The 22,033-nt window shown below is 60.5% G+C and carries 16 protein-coding genes; 9 read left to right on the top strand and 7 right to left on the bottom strand.

Annotation, left to right across the window (positions count from 1 at the left end):
* Window positions 1-16: 16 nt before the first annotated feature.
* Genes KF757_06710 through KF757_06700 form a run of 3 tightly spaced genes read right to left on the bottom strand, consistent with a single transcriptional unit; the run spans window position 17 to window position 1,982 of the window.
* Window positions 17-922 carry a hypothetical protein gene (locus KF757_06710; protein ID MBX3322665.1) on the bottom strand — a complete coding sequence of 302 codons (906 nt, stop codon included), beginning with the start codon at window positions 920-922 and terminating at the stop codon, window positions 17-19.
* Complete coding sequence (locus KF757_06705) at window positions 922-1,389, bottom strand: hypothetical protein (GenBank protein MBX3322664.1); 468 nt, start codon at window positions 1,387-1,389, stop codon at window positions 922-924. The genes KF757_06710 and KF757_06705 overlap by 1 nt, the downstream gene beginning before the upstream one ends.
* Window positions 1,386-1,982, bottom strand: coding sequence for a sigma-70 family RNA polymerase sigma factor (locus KF757_06700; GenBank protein ID MBX3322663.1), 597 nt, complete (start codon window positions 1,980-1,982; stop codon window positions 1,386-1,388). The genes KF757_06705 and KF757_06700 overlap by 4 nt, the downstream gene beginning before the upstream one ends.
* Window positions 1,983-2,054: 72 nt before the next feature.
* Here KF757_06700 and KF757_06695 point away from each other — a divergent pair, with 72 nt between their 5' ends.
* From KF757_06695 to KF757_06680, 4 genes are all read left to right on the top strand, one after another.
* A complete protein-coding gene (locus KF757_06695) occupies window positions 2,055-2,402 on the top strand; it encodes a DUF4286 family protein (GenBank protein MBX3322662.1) in 348 nt (115 codons plus the stop codon).
* A gap of 16 nt (window positions 2,403-2,418) precedes the next feature.
* Window positions 2,419-3,093, top strand: a complete 675-nt coding sequence (locus KF757_06690; GenBank protein ID MBX3322661.1) for a sigma-70 family RNA polymerase sigma factor — start codon at window positions 2,419-2,421, stop codon at window positions 3,091-3,093.
* A gap of 20 nt (window positions 3,094-3,113) precedes the next feature.
* Window positions 3,114-4,316 (top strand): hypothetical protein, encoded by a 1,203-nt coding sequence (locus tag KF757_06685; protein ID MBX3322660.1) that lies wholly within the window; start codon window positions 3,114-3,116, stop codon window positions 4,314-4,316.
* A gap of 156 nt (window positions 4,317-4,472) precedes the next feature.
* The gene (locus KF757_06680; GenBank protein MBX3322659.1) at window positions 4,473-9,119 is read left to right on the top strand and encodes a PAS domain S-box protein; all 4,647 of its coding nucleotides are present in this window, start codon (window positions 4,473-4,475) and stop codon (window positions 9,117-9,119) included.
* Between the two features lie 12 nt (window positions 9,120-9,131).
* Here the strand turns inward: KF757_06680 and KF757_06675 are convergent, their stop codons facing one another.
* Window positions 9,132-9,872, bottom strand: coding sequence for a PrsW family intramembrane metalloprotease (locus KF757_06675; GenBank protein ID MBX3322658.1), 741 nt, complete (start codon window positions 9,870-9,872; stop codon window positions 9,132-9,134).
* A gap of 138 nt (window positions 9,873-10,010) precedes the next feature.
* On the opposite strand from KF757_06675, the gene KF757_06670 reads away from it, so the two are divergent.
* The gene (locus KF757_06670) at window positions 10,011-11,852 is read left to right on the top strand and encodes an STAS domain-containing protein (protein ID MBX3322657.1); all 1,842 of its coding nucleotides are present in this window, start codon (window positions 10,011-10,013) and stop codon (window positions 11,850-11,852) included.
* A 109-nt stretch (window positions 11,853-11,961) separates the two neighbouring features.
* On the top strand, window positions 11,962-13,398 hold the full coding sequence (locus KF757_06665; GenBank protein ID MBX3322656.1) for a hypothetical protein: 1,437 nt from the start codon (window positions 11,962-11,964) through the stop codon (window positions 13,396-13,398).
* A gap of 38 nt (window positions 13,399-13,436) precedes the next feature.
* On the opposite strand, the gene KF757_06660 is transcribed toward KF757_06665, so the two are convergent.
* Together KF757_06660 and KF757_06655 are read right to left on the bottom strand one after the other, a co-directional pair.
* Window positions 13,437-15,131 (bottom strand): immunoglobulin domain-containing protein, encoded by a 1,695-nt coding sequence (locus tag KF757_06660; protein MBX3322655.1) that lies wholly within the window; start codon window positions 15,129-15,131, stop codon window positions 13,437-13,439.
* Window positions 15,132-15,370: 239 nt separating this feature from the next.
* Window positions 15,371-17,164 (bottom strand): tryptophan 7-halogenase, encoded by a 1,794-nt coding sequence (locus KF757_06655; GenBank protein MBX3322654.1) that lies wholly within the window; start codon window positions 17,162-17,164, stop codon window positions 15,371-15,373.
* A gap of 268 nt (window positions 17,165-17,432) precedes the next feature.
* Between KF757_06655 and KF757_06650 the strand changes: the two genes are divergently transcribed.
* The gene (locus KF757_06650; GenBank protein MBX3322653.1) at window positions 17,433-18,938 is read left to right on the top strand and encodes a catalase; all 1,506 of its coding nucleotides are present in this window, start codon (window positions 17,433-17,435) and stop codon (window positions 18,936-18,938) included.
* Window positions 18,939-19,100: 162 nt separating this feature from the next.
* Here KF757_06650 and KF757_06645 read toward each other — a convergent pair whose 3' ends face one another.
* Window positions 19,101-19,361 (bottom strand): DUF3303 family protein, encoded by a 261-nt coding sequence (locus KF757_06645; GenBank protein MBX3322652.1) that lies wholly within the window; start codon window positions 19,359-19,361, stop codon window positions 19,101-19,103.
* 359 nt (window positions 19,362-19,720) lie between these two features.
* Here KF757_06645 and KF757_06640 point away from each other — a divergent pair, with 359 nt between their 5' ends.
* Complete coding sequence (locus KF757_06640; protein MBX3322651.1) at window positions 19,721-20,560, top strand: HAMP domain-containing histidine kinase; 840 nt, start codon at window positions 19,721-19,723, stop codon at window positions 20,558-20,560.
* Window positions 20,557-22,020 carry a sigma-54-dependent Fis family transcriptional regulator gene (locus KF757_06635; protein ID MBX3322650.1) on the top strand — a complete coding sequence of 488 codons (1,464 nt, stop codon included), beginning with the start codon at window positions 20,557-20,559 and terminating at the stop codon, window positions 22,018-22,020. Before KF757_06640 ends, KF757_06635 begins: the two co-directional genes overlap by 4 nt.
* The last annotated feature ends 13 nt before the right edge of the window (window positions 22,021-22,033 follow it).

Raw genomic sequence — 22,033 nt, 5'->3', positions numbered from 1 at the left:
GATCAGGTGAGTGCGATCAATCGTGCTTCTTGTCTTCTGGCGGGTCGCGGCGGTCGAAGTCTTCGCGGCGTACCCCGCGGCCTGAGGGTTCGCGGCGCATGTCAAACCCGCGGCGGAACATGCGCTCGGTCATGTTGGCGATGACTCGATCGCGGTCTGCGATCTGGGCGCTGAGTTCGGCATCGCGTTCGGCCAGACGTTTGCGGAGCGATTCGATTTCGGTGCGGGTGATGCGTTCACGCAGGTCAACCTGCTGAGAAGCAATCGCAATGATCGCGGCTTTGGCGCTGTCTTCGGTCATTTCGCCAGCATCGACAGCACGGCGTACCCGGCGCATGGTCTCGATGATCTCGGACCCGAGGCGAAACTGCTCGATGTGGAGTTTGGCCAGTTCCGGGTTTTCGTTGCTTGTATTGATGATCTCTTCGATCTGCGGCGTGAGGCGACGGATCATTTCGAGGCGTGAGCCGGGGCGCTCGGCTTCAATTTGATTGAGCCGCTCCGCGAGCCACGGGAGTTCACGATCGATGAATTCATTGATGGCGTCTGGATCGAGCGTGATGCGTGAGTGCGGGTCCGCATCAGAGATCGCGCCGTCGCGTGGGAAGGGTCCTCGCGGGCGTTGTGGTTCGAACATGGCGGACATGTCTTCGCGAAGGACTGGGCCGAGCGAGACAAGGACGGCTGTGGGTTCTTCGTTGTTGTCGAGGCGGGCTATGGCGGATTCGAGAGCTACGCAGGAGGCTTTGGAACGTTCGAGGCGTGAGGTGAGGCGCTCGCGCAGTTGACCGCGGTCGATGGTCGGCGGTTCGGCAGCAGGGCGGGGTCGCTCCTCGGGTTGTGCGCACGCGAGAGCCAGCAAGCCCGTGCAAAGGGCCAGTGTGATGGCGATGCGTGAGAGGAGGGGGCGATCGATGGTCATCAGATTGACTCCTCGACGTTGAGCAGTGTCTCTTCGGTGTTGTGCCAGGTGTCGTCATCGAGGCCTGGGATCTGCTGTGCGGCGCGGTTGAGGTCGGAGAAGTCGGGAAGTTCGGCTCCGAGCCATGCGACGGTGGCGATGAACTCCTCGACATCGGCCAAAGCGTCGGACTGGGCCACAACGGAGGTGTGGATGGGACGTTGCGGGGCGGACATCCAGAAGATGAGCGAGAGAGCAGCGACAAGCGCGACGGAGGCTGCGAGACCGAGCGAGAGGGGGTTGCGGAACCACGGATTGGCGCTGACCAAAGGCATCGGGGGCGCGTCGAAGACTTCACGTTCGATCGAGGCGAAGACAGAGTCTTCGAGGTGATGAGGGGCGTGCGTGCGTTCAGCATGGGCCAGGCGATCGAGTTGATCGGTGATGGGCTGAAGTTCGGGATCGTGGTGCGGGTTGTGGTCGATCATGGCTTGTTTCCAGATTCGCTCGATATGGAGCGGGATTCGAGCATTGCTCTCAGTTTCCGCAAGGCGCGGTGGTGGCGGGCGAGAAGGGTTCCGATGGGTTCTTGTGTGAGATCGGCGATGTCCTTGAAACTGAGTTGTGCGTGGTGGCGAAGTTCGATGACTTCGCGGTCGGGTGCGGGGAGCTGGCTGATTGCCTGACGGAGTGCGAGGAGATCTTCGGGCGGTTCATCGGCGAAGGGAATGGGATCGGCGTGCTGCTCGACAGGCGAGGAAGCGTGGTGGGCTGCGCGATTTCGGCGGCGTATTTCATCGCGAATCCGATTCATGACGACGCGGAAGAGCCAAGGCTCGAAGCGCCCGGACTCTATGTACCCGCCTTCGGTGACCTTGCGAGCGACGGTGACAAACACTGACTGAGTGATCTCCTCGGCCAGTTCGACGGAGTTGAGTCGGCTGCGACAGAGGGCGAAGATGCGTCGGCTGTATTGTGCGATCAGTTGTCGCCATGCGTCATCCTCACCCTGGGCGGCCCGCGCGAGCAGGTCGGTCAGTTCCTTCGGCTGCGGAGATGGCTCAGCGTGCTCGCGACCCAAGTCAGTCCCCTGTACAGAGTGCAGAACGCCGGAACGCCCCGGACATTGCCCGACAAACGCTATCCTTTGGCCATGAATATGGCAGCATACACGGTTCGCATCGAGTGTGAGGAAGATGCAGTGCTGAGAGAAGTGGAGGAGTGGCTATGCGAGGGGCATATTCAGGCTGTGCTGGCGTGTGGGGCGGTTCGGGCGGATTTGGTGGACATGGAGGTGTCGGGCAGCCGCGTCCTAGAGGTACGGTATGTGTTTGCAACCCAAGAGGAGTATGCACGCTATATCCTGGAGCATGCGCCGCGGCTCCGGGAGGATGGGCTGAGGCGTTTCGGGCCGCAGCGGGGTGTACGCATGTCGCGTACGGAGGGGGTGCTGGTGGCGTTTGAAGGGGAAGTCGGGCGACGGGGCGATGAAGTCCGATAGCATGATGTATGGTTGAGTGGTCGCTGTGGCGATCCGGCGGGGTTCATGGTTCGTAGTTGGGCCAAAGCGTGTCGGGAAGGAGCCGGTCCTGGCGGATGCAAACGGGTTGAGCGATGAGAAGGTCTTTGAGCGGTACCGCCGTGGGGAGTCGGTGCTGCTTCGGACGCTTATCGAACGTCATCACGACGATCTGATTCGTTTTTTGACGCGTCTGATCGGGGACAGGTCGGCGGCTGAGGATGTTTTTCAGGAAACATTTCTCCAGATTCACGTTTCGGCGGAGACTTTTGACTCGACTCGAAAATTTCGGCCTTGGTTGTTCACGATTGCAGCGAACAAAGGGCGTGATTACCTTCGTAAGAGAGGGCGCAGGCAGTCGATGGAAATTTCGGCTCCTGTGGGGCCTGACGGGGATGGTCCTTCGATCGTGGATCTGATGCGGATTGATGTTCCGACGCCGGATGCGGCTTTGGATGCAGCCGAAAGGGATGAACAGGTGCAACGGGCTTTGGGATCGCTGTCGCCGACGATGCGTGAGATCCTGTTGCTTGCGTATTTTCAGAGGCTGACGTATGCGCAGATGGCGGAAGACCTGGAGATTCCGCTTGGGACGGTGAAGTCGAGGTTGCATGCTGCGGTTGCGGCTTTTGCGCGAGCGTGGCAGGGGATCGAGGACTCGAAGAGGCAGTAGTTCGGAGAAGACTCGTGCCGATGGAAAACGAGAATGAATCGTGGAGTCAGTTGTCGGACATTGACCAGTGTGCGCTTGATGCGCTGATTGAAGCCGAGTTTGACATTTCGCGAGTACCGCAAGCCGAGCGTGCGCGTGCGGAGCGTGTTGGTCTGCTCTTTGGGCTTCTGGGGAGTGACGTTGCGCAGGGCAATGGTGATCTGGCGTCGCGGACGGTCGCGGCGGTGCTGGGGCGGAGCGAGGATCGGGCGGAGTATGTCGAGGCGGAACTGTGCCAGGAGGACAGCGATGCGCTTGAAGCGCTGATTCTGGCGGGCGGAGATGTTGGGCGGCTGCCTTCGAGGCTGCGTGAGCGTGCGAGTCGGCATGCGGCATTTGCGATGCTGGTCTCGGGGTCGGCGGTGGAGGGTGGAACAGATCGCGAGGCGCTGATTGCCTCGACGCTGGCGCGGATTGATTCGACGATCACGGCGCAGGAAGGGCGGATGAGTCTGGTGCGTCGCCCGAGTTTGCGTTTGGCGGATGTGGTGTCGGTGGCGGCCGTGTTGCTGGTTATGGCGTCGATAGCGTTTCCGGTGCTTGGGACGCTGCGGGATCAGGCGCGGCGTGGAATGTGCGAGACGAATCTTGCGCAGGTGGCGCAGGCAGTGGGGATGTATGCTGGGGCACATCGGGCTTCGCTTCCGACAGCGACCGCGGGTTTTGGCGGGCGTTCGTGGATGAATGTTGGGACGACGCCAGAGCAGTCAAACTCGGCGAATTTGTACATGCTGGTGCGTGGGCGGTATGTGAGGCTTGCGGATCTGGCGTGTGCGGGCAATCCGGTTGCACCGACCAATGAGGTGTCACCCGAGGCGCGGGACTGGGGCAGGCTTGAGGAGATTTCGTACAGTTATCAGGTGCAGGATGGTGTGCGGCAACGGCTCTGGGCGTCGCCGATGCCTCTGGTGATAGTTGCGGATCGTTCGCCGGTGGTGCTTCGGATTGCGCGTGATGAAGCGATCAGGCCTGAGGAGAATTCGCCGAATCATGGGATGCGTGGGCAGCATGTGATGAAGACGGACGGCACTGTGGAATGGCTGACGACGCCGTTGGTTGCGAGCGGGGACAATATCTGGCTTCCGAGGCAGATCGAGCAGGCGGTTGCGTTGATCAGGCGGTATCACGGGATGACGGGGACCGAGGTTCCGGCGTCTGCGGATGATGTTCTGCTTGGTCCGTGAATGGGCGTGTGTGTCGCGCGCACGGGTTAGGTTTCAAGCGAGTGGGATGGTGGAGCCGACTGTTAGTCGGTGACTCTGTGAGTCCGGCGCAGGGATGGCGCAGATATTGCGCCTGGTGACTGGATTCCCGGGGTGACACAATCCGGCGGTCGCGCGATGGCTAAAAGACCGAAGTGGGACATTGGCGGGCTGATCGAGCGTGGCAGGCATTGGAGTGCCGCGAGCCCGGTGCATCGGTCATTGCTTGATGGCATCGTGGCGATGGTGTGCGTGCTGGTGGGGGCGACGATCTGCATTCGCATGGTGTCGCTCGTGAGTCGAGATGCGTACGTCGCGCAGGTGAAAGAGAGCCTGATCAGTCTGGCCGAGGCTGCGGCGTCGATGGTGGACGTTGAGGTTCATGATCGGTTGGTGGGAGATGCATCGAAACAGGGTTCATGCGAGTACGAGCATGTTGTGTCACCGCTGAGGCAGATTCTCGGGCGCACGAAGGACATTTTCTTCATATACAGTGCGGTGCAACGCGAAGGTCATGTATACTTTGTTGTTGACGCTTCGAAACCGGGCGATCGGGATGGAGATGGAATCGATGATCAAGCGCAGTTGATGGAACTGTATGAAGATCCGAATCCTGCGATCGTTGAGGCACTGATGAGCGGCGTCGCCCTGTCGAGCGACGAGGTCTATACGGACAAGTGGGGGACGTTTCTCACTGGATATGCGCCGCTGATTCGAGCAGACGGCAGCATTGCCGGCGTGATTGGGGTCGATATCACTGCCGATGCGTTTCAAGTAAGACTCGCCGGAATTCGGCGTGCCGAGTGGGTTGCTCACGGGGCGTCGGGTGTGATCGCGGTGATGGCGGGGCTGAGCGTTTTCGGGCTTGCGCATGCTCGTCGGCGCAGTCAGGCCCGCATCGTGGAGAGCAAGGACGCGTATCGTGCGCTGTTCACATCGGTGCCTGCAGCGGTGCTCGTGTGCGACAAGAACGGGTTCATTGAGAATTACAATGACACCGCGGAGTTGTTGCTCGGTCGACGGCCAGTGATCGGGGTTGAACAATACTGCGGGTCGACACAGTTGTACTCTCCATCTGGGAGCGTGTTGAGTGGCGAGGATTGTCTGATTGCGCAAGTGATGGATACTGGCGAAGCAGTCGAGCAGGTGGAGATTGTGATTGCGAGGCCAGATGGGAGCCGGATACCAGTTCTAGTGAACTGCGCGCCAATGCACAATGCATTTGACGAACTCATTGGCACGGTGACTGTGTTCAGCGAAATCACTGAGCTGAAGCGGGCGCAGGATGAGATTCGCATGCAGGGCGAAGAGCTGGACAAGTATTTCGAGTCGAATCTCGACTTGCTGTGCATCGCCAACATTGACGGTGAGTTCATACGGGTGAACGCGGAGTGGGAACAGGTGCTCGGGCATACGCGGTCGGAGTTGGAGGGAAAGTCATTCCTGCGGTTCGTACATCCGGACGATCTGGAGCAGACACTCGAAGTGATGAAACATCTGGAACGGCAGGAGCCGATTCCGCTGTTTGTGAACCGGTATCAGCGTCGGGACGGGACGTATAGGTGGATTGAGTGGCGTTCAATGCCTCTGGGCGAAAAGATCTACGCATCGGCACGAGATATTACAAGTCGCAAAAAATCGGAGGAGCAAATCGCACGGCTTGCGCTGGTCGTTGAGCGGACATCAAACGCGGTGATCATCACAGATGCAGCACGTCGTATCACATGGGTCAATGAGGGGTATACGCGAATAACGGGGTACACGCTGGAGGAATCGCTTGGCGTCAAGCCGAGTGAACTGCTGCAATGTGACAAGACCGATCAGGCGGTCATCGAGCGGATTCGGGAGGCTTGCGATCGTGGTGAACCGTTCCGCGGCGAGATTCTGAATCGAAGTAAGGATGGAAGGGATTACTGGCTTGACATCAACATCGAGCCTCTGGTCGATGAGCGCGGCACGGTCACGGGTTTCCTGGCGGTGGAGAGCGACATCACGGCATTGGTCATGGAGCGGGAGCGATTGCGTTCGACATTTTCAGCGGTAGCCGAGGGTATCGTGCAGGTTGATGCAGTCGGCGAGATCATGGCGTGCAACAAGGCAGCGTCGGCGATACTGGGGTTGACTGAGGAGCAGATACTTGGTCGAACGACGCTGGATGCACGCTGGCGGGCCGTGAAGCTTGATGGGTCGGAGTTTCCTGGAGATGAGCGGCCGATTTATGTGACGATGCGAACAGGAGAATCGATCCGGTCGAGCGTCTACGGCATTCACACGCCACAAGGAAACCTGCGGTGGCTCTCGGTAAGCACAGAACCGATTCGCGATGCTGACGGACGAATCGCTTCGGTGGTGGCGTCGTTTGTTGACGTGACCACGCAGCTCGAGACAGAGCGCAAAAACCAGGAGAGCGAGCGGAGGTACAGGACACTGGTCGAGGGAGCGGATGTTCTGGTGTGGGAATTCGATCCATCGCAGGACAAGTTTACATATGTCTCGCCTCAGGCGCTGAAGTATGGCTACAGCATTGAGCAGTGGCTGACGCCGGGGTTCTGGTCGGCCCATATTCACCCGGAGGATCGGGAAGGTGCGGTGAAGTTCTGCGCTGATTGCACGCAGCAGGGAGAGAGTCACAGATTCCAGTACCGATTTGTGAGTGCGAATGGAGAAGAGCTGTGGATGGAAGATATTGTGCATGTAGAGGTGCCTGATGTCGATGGTGGCGTGCCGATGCTTCGTGGGGTGCTGGTTGATATCACGCAACAGAAGATGGACGAGGTTGCGTTGCGCGATGCCAAAGCGGTGGCTGAGGCGGCACTGCTCGAGGTCGCAGCCCTGCGAGGGGCGCTCGATGAGCACTCGATAATTTCTGTTGCGGATCGGGCGGGGCGAATTATTGACGTTAATACGGGATTCTGCAGGATCAGCGGCTACTCAAGGGAAGAATTGATCGGGCAGGATCATCGGATGTTAAACTCGGGGACTCATCCCAAGGATTTCTGGGTGGAAGTGTGGAGGACGATTTCAAGCGGGCGAGCGTGGCGTGGTGAGATCTGCAACAGGCGCAAGGATGGGACGAACTATTGGGTAGACAGCACGATAGTGCCTTGCCGTGGGCCGAGCGGGAGGATCGAGAAGTTTGTTTCGATTCGGTTTGACGTAACGGCACAGAAGTCCGCGGAGACAGCGCTGGCTCGGAGCGAGCGGCGCAACAGGGCGATTGTCTCAGCGCTGCCTGATCTCATGTTCTGGATTGATAGCGAAGGAAAGTTCCTGGATTATGAAGGTGATAGTGGGTTGCTTCTTTCTCGCGAGAAGTTCATCGGCCGGCGAGTGGTGGATGTGCTGCCATCGGAACTTGCGGTGCGTGCGATGGCTGCAATCAAGCAGGCACTGGATACAGGAGAGCTGACGCGGCTGGAATATGAGTTGATGATGCCCGAGGGCAAGCGGGAGTATGAACTTCGCATCATCATTCTGACTGCGGATGATGTGCTGTGTTTTGTGCGCGACATTACGGAGGCCAAGCGTGCGGAGCGCGCGTTGCGTGAGGCGCAGTACGAGGCCGAGAGCGCGAGCCGGGCCAAGAGCGAGTTTCTGGCGAACATGAGTCACGAGATTCGGACGCCACTGACCTCGATACTTGGCTATGCGCAGGTCATGCGGGAGGAGGAGAGCAAGCATCCAGAGGCCTCTGCGGAGCGATTGCAGTCACTTGAGACAATTGAGCGTGCTGGCGAGCATTTGTTGACGGTGATCAACGACATTCTGGATATTTCGAAAATTGAATCGGGGCGAATGGGCGTCGAGCGGATTGAGACGCCGTTCGTACGTGTTGTGTACGACATTGACAGTTTGATGCGTCCGCGTGCGCGTGGGAAGGGCGTGCGACTGCAGACGGAGTTTACAACGCCGGTGCCTGACAGAATCTTGAGCGATCCGACGAAGTTGCGACAGATTTTGATGAATCTGATTGGGAATGCGACAAAGTTCACTGACAAAGGCGTGATTCAAGTGCGCATCGCGACGGCTGGGGAGGGGGCGCTGCGGCGGCTGCGGTTCGAGGTGGAGGATACGGGTTCGGGCATGAGCGAGGAGCAGGCTTCTCGTTTGTTTGAGCCTTTTGCGCAGGCGGACAGTTCGATCACACGCAAACACGGCGGGACCGGCTTGGGACTTGTCATCTCGCGCAGGTTAGCAGACTTGATGGGTGGGGATGTTTGGCTGGAGTGGACGGAGGCCGGGAAGGGATCGTGTTTTGTCATGGAGTTGCCGCTGATCGAAGTTCAAGGGTCTGTACTGGTTGAAAATTTCAGTGCGTTTGAGGCTGCGGAGCCGACGCAGGAGGCGAAGGCGACTGCGCATGTGGCGGAGTTGTTGAGCGGGCGGATTCTGCTGGCGGAAGACGGGATCGACAATCAACGACTGATTTCGTTCCATCTGAGGCGTGCGGGGGCGGAGGTAGTGATTGCGGACAATGGTGCCATTGCTTTGCAAATTCTCGAAGAAGCAGTGCAGGAGGGGAACCCGTTTGATCTGCTGCTGACGGATATTCAGATGCCGGAGATGGATGGTTACACGCTGGTGCGAACGTTGCGTGAGCGTGGAGACAGAATTCCGGTCGTGGCCCTGACGGCGCATGCGATGGCTGAGGACCGGCAAAGGTGTATGGAAGTTGGGTGCGATGATTACGCCAGCAAGCCGATACGCAGGGAAGAGTTGATTGAAACGTGCCGGAGTTGGATGATGAATAAGGCCAGTGAAGGCGGGCGCGGAGCGGCGGCGTGAAATGCCGGAATGTCAGGGCGATGGTGAGCGCGGTGGCTTGAGGACAAGTGAGATAGGCCAGCCGAAGAGGCGGTGATGATGATCGGGGTTGAAGCGTTTACGCGAGTGATATTGGGCGACGCAGATGAGTCGACCATAGATTGCAAGGCCGCAGAGCATGATCATGCAGCATGAGAACGATGCGGTTTGTGATGGCTCGACGAGTTCGACGGTGGCGAGATCCCAGAGATAGTGCAGCAGCATCGAGGCCGAGAGAGTGAGGGCGAGAAACGCATGGCGGCGATGGTGCCCGATGACGTAGAGCCCGATGCCGAATCCGGTGATGCCGCCGAAGATGGCGTGGCCGAAAATGCGGACGACTTCGGATGGCGGGAGCGGTCCTTCGAGTTCTGAGAGCAGGCCGAAGGATTCGTCGATCGCGGCTCCGATGCCGACCATCGAGCCGTAGATGAGGCCGTCCATTGGATCTTTGAAGACGCCGCGAAAGATGGTTGCAATGAGAATGACCGCGAGAAGTTTGGCAAGTTCCTCGTGTGTTGCAGCTACAAGGGCGAGCGATTGAGCAAATGACAGGTGTGGATACAGGATCGTGATAGACCAGACCTGAGGGTCGAGGGACAGGTGCATGAACGCAGTGCCGAGGATGACAGCCAGAAGGAGCATGTACCAAGGCTCCTTGTCATAGAGGTCGTAACGGTTGATGAGCCAGCCTACGAACAGGGCGCAGATGAGCAGGTTGGCGAGGATGAGCATGGAGGTCTCCGTGGCCCGAGGATACCGGAATGTGCGCGGGCGTGATGTGAGTCTGTTGTGCCTTATGCCGGTGCGGGTTCGAGTGCCGCCTACAATGCGCGCTGCCTTGGCCTGAATCCAGGCCGGAAGGGAGCCCCCGTGACGCGTGTTTCATGGCGCGATCGTCATACCCCCAAGTTGGTCACCTGTCTGCGTGAAGGGTATGGCACTCGGACATTTGTTTCGGATTTTGGTGCGGGTTTGACGGTGGCGGTCATTGCCTTGCCGCTCGCGATGGCGCTGGGCATCGCGAGTATTCCGCAGAACGTCGCGGATGAACTGGCAGCGATTCATCCGTGGCTGACGCCTCCGGCGATGGGGTTGTTCACGGCGGTGGTAGCGGGGGCGATAATTTCGATTCTGGGCGGTTCGAGGTATCAGATCGGGGGGCCTACGGCGGCGTTCATGCCGCTTGTGTTTGCGATCTGCGCTGCGCATGGGTATGCGGGGCTGGTGCTGGCGACATGCATGGCGGGGGTGATTCTGATACTGCTGGGCCTGTTTCGATTCGGGGGTGTGATCAAGTTCGTGCCGTATCCGGTTGTCGCGGGGTTCACCGCGGGGATCGGCGTGGTGATCATGACGTCGCAGATCAAAGACTTCTTCGGGCTTGCGCTGCTGACGCCTGAGGGCGGCGTGGCGTCGGTGCCGGCCGAGTTCATCGGGAAACTCGAGATCTTCTGGGCGAATCGTCACACGTTCAACCTGTACTCGGTGGGCATCGCCCTCGGATCGCTGCTGATTCTGGCGCGACTGCCCAAGTTAGCTCCGCGCGTGCCGGCTGCGATTGTGGCTGTGGGGCTGAGTGCGATCGTTGTTAAACTGATGGGGTGGTCGAGCGCGACTGTGGTCTATGACGGCGTGCATGTTCGGCCGATGGTGGAAACAATCGGGACGCGCTTTGGCGGGATTCCATCAAATCTTCCCAGGCCTCAATTGCCCACGATCACGCTCGACATGGTGCGAGCACTCATACCCGCTGCAACCGCGATCGCATTTCTGGGCGCGATCGAGAGTCTGCTTTCGGCAGTTGTGGCTGACGGCATGACAGGCTCGCGGCATCGATCTGATCAGGAACTCGTCGCACAGGGTTCGGCAAACATCGCCAGTGTGTTGTTTTTTGGCCTGCCAGCGACCGGGGCGATCGCGCGAACCGCGGCGAACATTCGCAGCGGAGGCAAGACGCCGGTGGCTGGGATTCTGCACGCGCTGTTCATCCTGCTGTTCATGCTCGCGCTTGCACCACTAGCCAAGGCAATTCCGCTGGCGTCGCTCGCCGCAGTGCTGGTGATGGTGGCGTGGAAGGTCAGCGATCTGGAGAATTTTCGTCGGCTGCTGATGGGACCTAAGCCCGATGTGCTCGTGCTGCTCACCACATTCGGGCTGACCGTGATTTTCGATCTGACGATTGCGATCGGCACTGGAGTGGTCCTCGCATCGCTGCTGTTCATGCAGAGAATGACGCAGATCACGACCGTGCGCGGGCTTGATGACACGATCGGCGGCATCGACACCGAGGCTCCGGACCCTAAAGACCCCGGCCGAGTCGAGGATCTCGCAGTTCCTCCTGATGTGGTGGTCTACGAAATCAACGGCCCATTCTTCTTTGGCGTGGCGAACAAGTTGCAGCTTGCGCTCGATCAATTGCAGAGGCCACCGAAGATCATCATCTTGCGGATGCGCTATGTGCCACACATTGATGCGACGGGCCTCAACGCGCTGCGTGAGTTTCACGCCAAGTGCCGGCGTCGCGGGACGACACTGCTGCTCGGCGGGGTGCACGCGCATCCGATGTTCGAGCTTGCGCGAGTGGGGCTCGACGACGAGATCGGGCTCGACAACATGTTCGAAAACCTTGACGACGCCCTGGTTCGAGCACGCTCGCTGCTCAACACAGGCCACGACGAGAGCCCTTCGGTCTTCGATCAGACAGCGATCTAGTGGACCAGATGCCTTGCAGCCTTATGTCGTTGCAGTTGTACCTCGAATGCTTATCTCAATTGCATTTGTTCGATGAATCGTATAGTCTCGTTGGAAAGGAGCAATATCCATGATCGGAGTTCGCGACTTGCCGGCTGTTTTCGCCCTGGCCTTCATAGCAATCTCAGTGTCGTTGGTCACCATTGCATTCGGTGCTCCTGCACATGGGCAACCAACACTGCCAGAAGGCGTGCGGTCTTGGAATTTCTCACCCTACGGCGATGGAGCATGGATGCGGGCTGCCTTCAGCCCGCGAGGCAACGCGTTCTGTTTGTCTGATTTCGGCCTGCTCTGGTCATTTGATGTACGCACTGGGCGGCTCCAGCCGTCGGGCAACGCGCACACTTTCACATCATCAGTGATGTCCAGCACGGGCACCATGTTCCTTGGCATCACAACGCCGCAGTCCGCCGAGATCGCCCCGACACAAATTCTGATTGACGCAGCAACCGGGCGTTCGCGCGGCGACTGGAAAGGACCTCTGCCATCTGCCCCATATTCGGCTCAAGGCCGGCAGCGACCCGGGCAAGGCGAAATCATGGCTGTTACGCTTGTCGATATCGCCCCTGATGGCTCCGCATATGCAGCGGCATACGCCGAACTGCCTCGCAACAGCACCCGCTTCCTCGCGACTCTGCGCGCGCGACTGCCAGAAGGCGCGAAAATGCCCGTGACTATTGACCGCGTTGCCATTGGCGATCCGCGCAGCGGCGCTGTTCAGCGTGTGCTCGAATCTCCGCTGACTGATCGCACGATCGGGCCTCGCGACTTTGAAAAGACAGACACGACCGACAGCCTCGGAATCGGATGGCTCGCTTTCTCCCCGGACGGTGCGAAACTCGCTGCGTATGTGCGTACAGGTACGATCATCGTCTGGGATGTTTCCCGCGGCACTGTGCTGGCAGTGCTCGACACCGGCGCGTCGCGGCGACACGCGTTTGTGCCCGCGTTCACATGGTTGGCTGACAACGACACCATGTACGCGTACCCGTCGCACGACGCCGTCGTCAAGTCCGGCGAACGACTGATGATCCGCGCCAGCGTTGCTGCCGCGCAGATCACGCCCGTGCGGTGGACCGTCCCGTCAGTGGCAAGCCCACCCGGCCCCGGCGGACTACCCGCACACGAGCGCCCGCTCGACGCAAGCCAAGGGCAAGCGCACCAGCCGCAGGTTACCGTTTCGCCCGATGGACGCTATGCCCTGAGCGGGGCTTCGAGCCGTCGCGAGGGAGGACGCATCGTTGGCGGCCTCGGCGTGGTCGATCTCGAATCGACTCAACTCATAGGCATCGTGCCGCTTTCGTATGCACCTCTCACTGCGTTTTCATCAGACAGCCAGCAGGTCGCCATCGTTGCGCGATCAGGCACCGTATTGCTGATGTCTACTGAAACGCTTCTTTCCATGGCACGCGATGAAACCGCCTTGCCAGAAGTTACTCCACAGCCGGTCCTTCGCAAGCCGCCACCTCCCCAGACGAACCGCAGAGGCAGAGGCCTTTCCGATTGAACCGGCCAAACTCGCGCTTCATCCACCGCGATTCGCAACTACACGCATCCCGCAGCAAACGCCGCGAGGAACGCCGACACGTCGAAGAAATCCAGCACGCCGTCGCCATTGAAATCGGCACTCAGGTCGCCCTCGGAAAATGCGCCGAGAAACACGTTCACATCAAAGAAATCGAGCGCCCCATCACCATTGAGATCAACCGCACACGGCGCGGACACCACCGTCACGATCGCCGCGTTCGACATCGTCGGTCCGCACGCATTGCTTGCAATCGCCCGATATACGCCCGCATCTCCGCCCACCGCATTCGCGATCAGCAGCACCGGCGTCGTCGCTCCGCTGATGCGTCCGTCATCGACCACAGGCTCGCCATCGTGTTCCCAACGGTATTCGATCGGCCCCAGCCCGCTTGCAGCCGTCACGAGCAGGACATTCGCACCAAGTTCAACTTCGACTCCCTGCGGGTGCAAGACCATCGTCGGCGGCGTCCCGCCATTGCGCCAGTTTGAGATCGTCAGCGCGGCGTTGTTGATCGACCGCGCGTTGTCCGTCGGATTCGGCTGGCCCACCGGCACACCAGTCGGGTTCCCGCCATAGAGCACATCCGGATTCGAAAAATGCGCCCGCCGTGTCCCAGGCGAGTAGGCCATCACCGAGCGGTTGTGTGTTCCATTTGTCGAATACCACCGGCTCCCGTACGAATACGAATACAATGCCGACCCCGCGTTATCGCGGTCGTGTGAGCTCCCCATGTTGTGCCCCAGTTCGTGCGCAAAGGTCAGGTTGCCTACTGCACACGACCGCCGCGTGACCGAGAACGCCGAAGAAGCAAACCCAGTCGAAAGATTCGTCATCAGATACGCCACGCCGCACGCGCTGCCGGTGTTGGTCAGCAGCGCCACCATGTCAGCTCGTACGCTGTTGCGGATCGCGTGGACCGCGTCCATGTGCCCGTCGGTCGAACTCCGCAATCGGCTCAGGTCGGTGCTCAAGTTTCCCGTTTCGGTGTATTCGATTTCGTCAAGGTACACCAGCCGCAGCCGAGGATTGATCTGGCTGTTCGCATACGCGTTGTTCGTCGCCGCCACCGCCGACTCGGCGAGCGCCCTGATCGCGTTTGTTCCTCCAGCCCCCGACCGCGCCGCTGGCGTGTACACCACCATCACGTCAACGATCGATCCGTCGTCGGCGCACACACTGCCGCGCAGCCCGAGTTCATCGTCCAAAGCCTCGCGCGGCGCATGGATGCAATGCTCATGATCCGTCGCGCACGGATCGAACGCCATCCCATCGAGTTCGACGGCCCAGACCTGCCCAGTCGCGTCGGAGCGCACTTCAAACACCCGATCATCATCAAGCCATACCGCCCCCATGATCGCGTCCACCTCGACCACGAGCACAAACGAACCGCCCGGCTCGCTCAGCACGCGCCCGGTCCATGTGTAGCGATGCAGCCCGCGATCCTCGTGCCGATCGATCGTGACGCGCAGATCCACATCATCAAACAGATTCAGCCGCACAACCGACCTCATCAAGGCCCCGTCCATCAGCGCCATGTCGGCATCGATCGCACGAGCTCTCTTCGTCGTCGGCTCATGCACCACGCTCTGCCCGATCGGCTCGACCGCTGCCGTCGCAAACACCGCTGCCGGGCGATCCTCGCCGCCACCGGCTGCAGCAATCGCACACCACACCAGGCAAGCCCCAAAGCTCCACCGAACGCTGTTCATCATGGTTTCCCCTCACCGCAACCGCCCGCCGGCGCTCGCGTCGCATCCAGACTACAGCGAATTGACGATTCCGTCAACCCCCATTGCCCAAATGACCAAACCTCAGATGGTTTAGGTTTGGCGCAACCGCCCACTTCGTGCCCCGAGTAGGCGCGTAAAGAAGGCACATAGGCTGGACGCCTCACATCATCACGTCATCGCAGTCTTCACCCTGTGGTCGTAATCGACCACTCGGCCCCTGCTCAATCGATGTTCGATTCGATCCGCGACACCGTTTCTCCCGATAGCGCATCGCGGTCTTCCTTGGCCGTTCGCAACAGGGCCGTCCCCTCGTGCGACACTTGGAGCAGAGGCTTGCGCCGGTTGATCGCCCGCGTCACCCAATACTCATCGAGCATCGTCTCAAGCGCCGACAGACACAGCGCCATCTGGCTGCGGTGTACCTGTGGCGGGGCGCTCGGGTTCTTGCGTTGAAGTTCAGCGCTCAACATGTTGACCATCGTCTGGGCATCCGAAGTCTGCTTGAGCGTCTGAATCACCAGATCGTAATAGCCCAGTTTCGGCAGACGATGCCCCGCACGCTCATAGCACTCGACTCTCTGAATGCGGCCTTCATGCAGGAACCCCATCACCCCCGCAGTCGCCCCCGTCAGGTTGAGCGTGAACTTATTGTGCCCGTTCATCAGGTAGTCGGGCTTCGTATGCCCATCGCCCGAAAACAGCCCGATGAGCTGCCGCGACAACGACACGTCAAACGTGCCCGCCGACGGAACCCCCGGGTGCTCGGTCGCAAAACCACCTTGGCTCAACCACGCCCACGCTGCCTGTGGCGAGAGTTTGAGCCCCGCTTCTGCCGCGATCGCCTGGCAGTTGTCACGCAGTTCCGTAAAACAACTGTTGGCTGAATACCAGTACTGCGCAAAGCGGATGTGCTGGCGCACGTTAGCGCGGTTGCAATCGTTGTACCGCTCGCGCAGCCACTTCGCATCGTGCTCGCCCCGGTCAAGCTCCATGATCGTGTACGCCGCATCACGCCCCGACGCATGCGCCAGCGACATGCCCGCCGAGAGAATCGGGTCGGCAAAGCCGCACGTCTCTCCGACCAGCAACCAGTTTTCGCCGATGACCCGATCACTCAACTGCGACCAGTCCTTGCACGAACGAATCGTTCCTTCACGCTCGGCCCCCTCGAGCAGCGATGCGACCTCAGGCTGCTCACGCACTGCGTCCAGATACAAATCCTCGGGCGACTTTGACGATGTGCGATAGTGATCCACCGGCGTCACCAGCCCGATGCTCGTCCGCTCAGGACCCAGCGGGATAAACCAGATCCAGCCATATGGCAGACTGCGGATCTGCACGCGCGTTGCGCCCGTGCCGATTCTGATTGCCCACTTGGCATTGCGCCAGTAATCCCAGATCGCGATGTTGCGCAGTTCCTTGACGACATCCGCGCCGATCCCCAGCGCCCGACGCAGAATCCCCACAACGCCCGAAGCGTCAATGTACCACCGTGCCGTCACCGTCTCGCCACTCGAAAGCTTGAGCCCATCAACGCGATCGCCCGTGCACAGCACCTCTTCGACCGCTGTCTCCTCACGCACCGTCACCCCGACTGATTCGGCGTGACGCAACAGAATCGTGTCGAAGATCGACCGATCCACCTGAAACGCCACCGAAGTCCGCTGCCCCTCAAACTTGCCCGGCCTCGGTTCATCGACCCACTTCTCCGGCGGATAAAAGTTGAAGTCCCACCGGTCATTGTCGCGGCCCCAGGTGTACGACGCCCCGATCTTGATCGGAAACCCCGCCGCCTCGACCTTGTCCCACACGCCCATCTCGTGCAGCACCGCACCGATGGACGCCAACTGGCTCTCGCCGATGTGGTCACGTGGAAACTTTTCCTTCTCGACCAACAGCACCTTCAAGTCCGGTGAATACTTGCGCAGCATCGTCGCCGCCGTGGTGCCCGCCGGCCCGCCCCCGATGATCGCCACGTCAAAACTCAGATTCGCACTGCCATTGCCTGTCGCCATAAAGCCCCCCAAATGCCTTGCAACCAAGCACTGATCGGCATTTGCCCATGGCGAGGTTGAGCCGCAAGTATACTGATCCAGATTTCGCACTCAATGCCATATTTTGTGCCGGATCATGGCAAAGGGGGTATCGCGGTTGTCGAAACCACCTCTTTCAGGGGATTGAAGAGGATAGCATTTGTGCCTTTAATTTAGAACTATTCCAAAGTGACTTTTCACGTTTTATTGACTCTGTTCACCAGTGCCCACCATTGCAGGATCTCACCACATGACCACCAAGCCCAATGATTCCGCCAACTGCCCCGTTCTCACCACCGCCGAAGGGGCCCCGATCGCCCGCCAGCACGCCCTGACCGCCGGGCCGCGCGGGCCTCTGCTCATGCAGGATGTCGCCCTGCTCGAACAGATGCAGCACTTCAACCGCGAGCGCATCCCCGAGCGCGTCGTGCATGCCAAGGGCTCCGGTGCGTACGGCACGTTCACCGTCACTCATGACATCACAAAATACACCAAGGCCTCGATCTTCTCCAAGGTCGGCAAGAAGACCGAACTCTTCCTCCGCTTCAGCACTGTCGCCGGGGAACGCGGCGCTGCCGACGCTGAGCGCGATGTCCGGGGCTTTGCCATCAAGTTCTACACCGATGAGGGCAACTGGGACATGGTCGGCAACAACACGCCCGTCTTCTTCGTCCGCGACCCCTACAAGTTCGCCAACTTCATCCACACGCAGAAGCGCGACCCGAAGACCAACCTCCGCGACATGGACATGCAGTGGGACTTCTGGAGCCAGTGCCCCGAGAGCCTGCATCAGGTCACGATTCTCTTCAGCGATCGCGGCCTGCCCGCTTCCTATCGCACGATCCACGGCTTCGGCAGCCACACCTACAGCCTCATCAATGCTGCGGGCGAGCGCGTCTGGTGCAAGTTCCATTTCAAATCGAATCAGGGCATCAAAAACTGGATGGACGATCACGCGGCCGAGGTCGTCGGCTCCGACCGCGAGAGCCATCAGCGCGACCTGTTCACGGCGATTGAGAAGGGCGAGTTTCCTTCATGGACGCTCAAGATCCAGGTCATGACTCAGCAGCAGGCCGAAGCCTGGTCGAAGAAGACCGGCTGGAACCCGTTCGACCTGACCAAGGTCTGGCCGCATGGCGACTTCCCGCTGATCGAAGTGGGGCAGATGGAACTCAACCGCAACCCGGAGAACTACCACGCCGAGGTCGAGCAGGCGGCTTTCAAACCCTCCGCCCTCGTCCCCGGCATCGGGCCCAGTCCCGACAAGATGCTCCAGGCCCGCCTGATGTCATACGCCGACACGCACCTGCACCGCGTGGGTGTCAATCACCATCAGATTCCCGTCAACAAGCCCCGCTGCCCCGTGATGCACTACATGCGTGACGGTCAGGGAGCGACCGCCGAGACTTACGGCAACGCCCCCAACTACTGGCCCAACACGCGCTCCGGCACGCCCCAGCCCAATGAACACTTCTCTGATCCCGCATGGGATCTTGGTCAGGCCGTGGTCGACCGCTACGACTCGACCGTCGATCACGACGACTTCACCCAGCCCGGCAACCTGTACCGCATGTTCGACGACGCCCACCGCGACCGCTTGGCCACGCGCATCGCCGGCGTCCTCGGCCAGGCCCGCAGGGAAGTCCAGATGCGCCAGGTCTGCCACTTCTTCCGCGCCGATGAAGACTACGGCCGCCGCGTCGCTGAAAAACTAGGCATCCCGATCGACGCGATGCTTGCACCGGTCGGGGGGTGAACTGAAGAGAGAGTGAAGCGGACATGATGTCGTCATAGTTCGGGGGGGCATGCCCGCGCCGCCTCCGATCCGGGGGGGTGCGGGCCAGGTTTGACCAATTTCCACTTCTCCGTGCAGTGCCCAAGGTGCATGCGCATCGATCATCGAGCGCTGCCCCGGGTCTCACATTTTCTGCGCAGCCTCGGCCGAACCCGTCACGGGCCACACCTCGAACACGACAAGGTCATCCCACGCTCGCATCCATGCTTCAAGCAGTTCGAGCCTGTCGGCACGCATCACCTGAAAACACACCGTTCTCTGTTCGTCCACCCAGCTCTGGATGTACTCGACCCCAGGCGGCAGCAGGCGACCCTGCTCGCCAAACCGCGCATAGACGGCTGCGGCATCCTTGAACCTTTCCACCACCATGTACAACTGACTCATCGCGTACGCCTCCTTGCTGAGCGTATGCTGCTGCCTGAGGGTGACAGTGACTTGCAAGTAGCGTGCTGAGGCGTGTGAACCACCGTGTGGATCTGCAACTGATGCTGCTGGGTGCGTAATTTTACACACGAAGCTAAGCGAAGGTCCGTTGCGTTTATTGGCTCACCATCGTGGTTTGGCGTTATGCGGACGCAAATCTGTGTCATTCAGGATCGATCTTCGACTCCTCTGCGCAAGAGGGCGTAGCTCACTCGTTCCTACGGAACGAATCGCGCACAATCTGCCGATTCCTGGCTTTGTTGCGTCGCGGCAACGGCCGCAGTGGAGCCGCAGGGACATTCGGTCGATGACACCCCACAATGATGCCCACAGGCGACAACGAACACGGTGAGCGAACGCCACACGATTCGCTCGGCCCCAACCCCACCTCGAAGCGAAGCCCGCGCGCGGCCGATGACGTCACACGCCTGGCCCACGAACTGAGCAACCTCCTCGACGGTTCCATGCGCTGGCTCGCCATTGCCGATCGCAACCTGGCCCGCGCCGAGACCGATCCCGTCGAAGCCGCCCGGCGCCAACTCGACACCGTGCGTGCAGCACTCGTGCGCATGGCCGACCTGGTCAACGCCGCACTCCGCAGCAAGCACCTCTCGCTCGGCTCACCCATGCTCGGTGGTCCGCTGGGGCCGCGTCTGGGCGAGACCATCGAACATGCGGTTGCCGTCATGATGCCGCGGGCGGAGGAACTGGGCGTCATGGTCGAGTTGTCGCTCGACGACGCGGCCGGACAGATGCCCAGCGGACCGATGTACAGCGTCGTGCTCAACGGGCTTGTCAATGCGCTCGATGCGATCGAAGCAGCGCTGGCGATGGGAAGCTCGGGTGGACTGATCGAGATCAGCAGCCAGGTCGGCGAGGCGGCCAGCAGCGGGCGACGGCAGGTCACCATTGAAATAGCCGACGACGGGATCGGCCTGCCCGCAGAGGCCGATCGTGTGTTTCAGCCCAACTACTCCACCAAGCCCGGCGTCCGCGGCATCGGGCTTGCGGTGTGCGCAAGCATCGCACACGAACTGGGCGGCACCATCGCGCTCACACGCAGGCCCGAGCGCGCCGGCCAGGCACGCCCCGGCGCGGTGCTGCGCGTCAGTTACCCGGAATTGGCGCGTGGCGAGCACACGATCGGAGGCCAGACGTGAGCATGCGCGTGCTCGTCGTCGATGATGACCCCATCGTCGCCGACTCGCTGTGCGAATACCTGTCCAGCGAGGGCTACGCCGCGCTCAGTGCATACAACGCCACCGAAGCCCTCGCGACGCTCGCCGTCGCCGAAGAACACGGTCGCGATACGGCACGCGGAACCGATCCGATCCGAATCGTCATCAGCGATGTCTCGCTGCCCGGCATGGGCGGGATGGAACTCCTCCGCGAAATCGGCCGAAAGCACCCCGCCGTCGTCGTCGTCATGCTCACCGGCTACGGCACCGTCGAGGCCGCGGTCGAATCGCTCCGCCTCGGCGCTGTCGACTTCCTCACCAAGCCCGTCATCGACGAAGAACTCAAACTCGCCCTCGAACGCGCAACGCGACAGCAGAAACTCGTCGAAGAAAACCGCACACTCAAACGCCGCCTCGACGGCCGCTACGCGCTGGGCAGCATCATCGGCATGGACCACCGGATGCAGCGCATCTACGAACTGGTCGAATCCGTCGCCCCCAGCAAAACCACCGTCCTCATGACCGGAGAAAGCGGCACCGGCAAGAGCCTCATCGCCGGCGCGATCCACCAGCAGAGCCCGCGCCGCTCCAAACCATTCGTCGAGATCAGTTGCGGCTCAATCCCCGAAACACTCCTCGAATCTGAACTCTTCGGCCACGTCAAAGGCGCCTTCACCGGCGCACACGCCGACAAGGTCGGACGCTTCCTCGCTGCCGATGGCGGAACCATCTTCCTCGACGAGATCAACAGCGCAAGCCCCGGCATGCAGCTCAAACTCCTTCGCGTCCTCCAGGAACGGCGCTTCGAACCCGTCGGCACAACACAGACCATCGAAGTCGACGCCCGCGTCATCCTCGCCAGCAACCAGCCCCTCGAAGAACTCGTTGCGCAAGGCCACTTCCGCCAGGACCTCTACTACCGCATCAATGTCGTCAAGATCGAACTCCCCCCGCTGCGCGAGCGCGTCAGCGACATTCCGATGCTCGCCGAGCACTTTCTCCAGGTCCATGCCGAACAACTCGGCAAGACCCTCGTCGGTTTCAGCGATGAAGCCATGCTCGCCCTGCGACGCTACTCCTACCCCGGAAATGTGCGTGAACTCCAGAACATTGTCGAGCGGGCCGCTGTGCTCACGCGAGCAGCCAGAATCGAAGTCTCCGATCTTCCGCCTCATGTTGCAGAGGGAACAGACCAAGGCATGCTGCGGGCACTGACCGGACGCTCTCGCGCCAGCGCCGATGACTCCGACACCGCATGGGTGCCGATGCCACTGCTCGAAGCGCTCAAGGACCCCGAGCGGCGCATCATCCTCAAAGCACTCGAAGCCAACGACTGGAACCGCCAGAAGACAGCCGAAGACCTCGAAATCAACCGCACGACGCTCTACAAGAAGATGAAGGCGCTGGGCATCGAAGACCGCGACGATCGTCGGGCGGGATAAACCACCGCACAAA

It is taken from the genome of Phycisphaeraceae bacterium (assembly GCA_019636795.1).
GTDB lineage: Bacteria > Planctomycetota > Phycisphaerae > Phycisphaerales > UBA1924 > JAHBWW01.
This window is presented reverse-complemented; position numbering and strand designations above follow the sequence as displayed.

Bases quoted from the DNA above. Each gene is read 5' to 3' on its own strand.
- KF757_06665 (MBX3322656.1), top strand. From the start codon at position 11,962: ATGATCGGAGTTCGCGACTTGCCGGCTGTTTTCGCCCTGGCCTTCATA.
- KF757_06650 (MBX3322653.1), top strand. From the start codon at position 17,433: ATGACCACCAAGCCCAATGATTCCGCCAACTGCCCCGTTCTCACCACC.
- KF757_06680 (MBX3322659.1), top strand. From the start codon at position 4,473: ATGGCTAAAAGACCGAAGTGGGACATTGGCGGGCTGATCGAGCGTGGC.
- KF757_06710 (MBX3322665.1), bottom strand. From the start codon at position 922: ATGACCATCGATCGCCCCCTCCTCTCACGCATCGCCATCACACTGGCC.
- KF757_06705 (MBX3322664.1), bottom strand. From the start codon at position 1,389: ATGATCGACCACAACCCGCACCACGATCCCGAACTTCAGCCCATCACC.
- KF757_06655 (MBX3322654.1), bottom strand. From the start codon at position 17,164: ATGGCGACAGGCAATGGCAGTGCGAATCTGAGTTTTGACGTGGCGATC.
- KF757_06675 (MBX3322658.1), bottom strand. From the start codon at position 9,872: ATGCTCATCCTCGCCAACCTGCTCATCTGCGCCCTGTTCGTAGGCTGG.
- KF757_06695 (MBX3322662.1), top strand. From the start codon at position 2,055: ATGAATATGGCAGCATACACGGTTCGCATCGAGTGTGAGGAAGATGCA.
- KF757_06640 (MBX3322651.1), top strand. From the start codon at position 19,721: ATGATGCCCACAGGCGACAACGAACACGGTGAGCGAACGCCACACGAT.
- KF757_06645 (MBX3322652.1), bottom strand. From the start codon at position 19,361: ATGAGTCAGTTGTACATGGTGGTGGAAAGGTTCAAGGATGCCGCAGCC.
- KF757_06660 (MBX3322655.1), bottom strand. From the start codon at position 15,131: ATGATGAACAGCGTTCGGTGGAGCTTTGGGGCTTGCCTGGTGTGGTGT.
- KF757_06685 (MBX3322660.1), top strand. From the start codon at position 3,114: ATGGAAAACGAGAATGAATCGTGGAGTCAGTTGTCGGACATTGACCAG.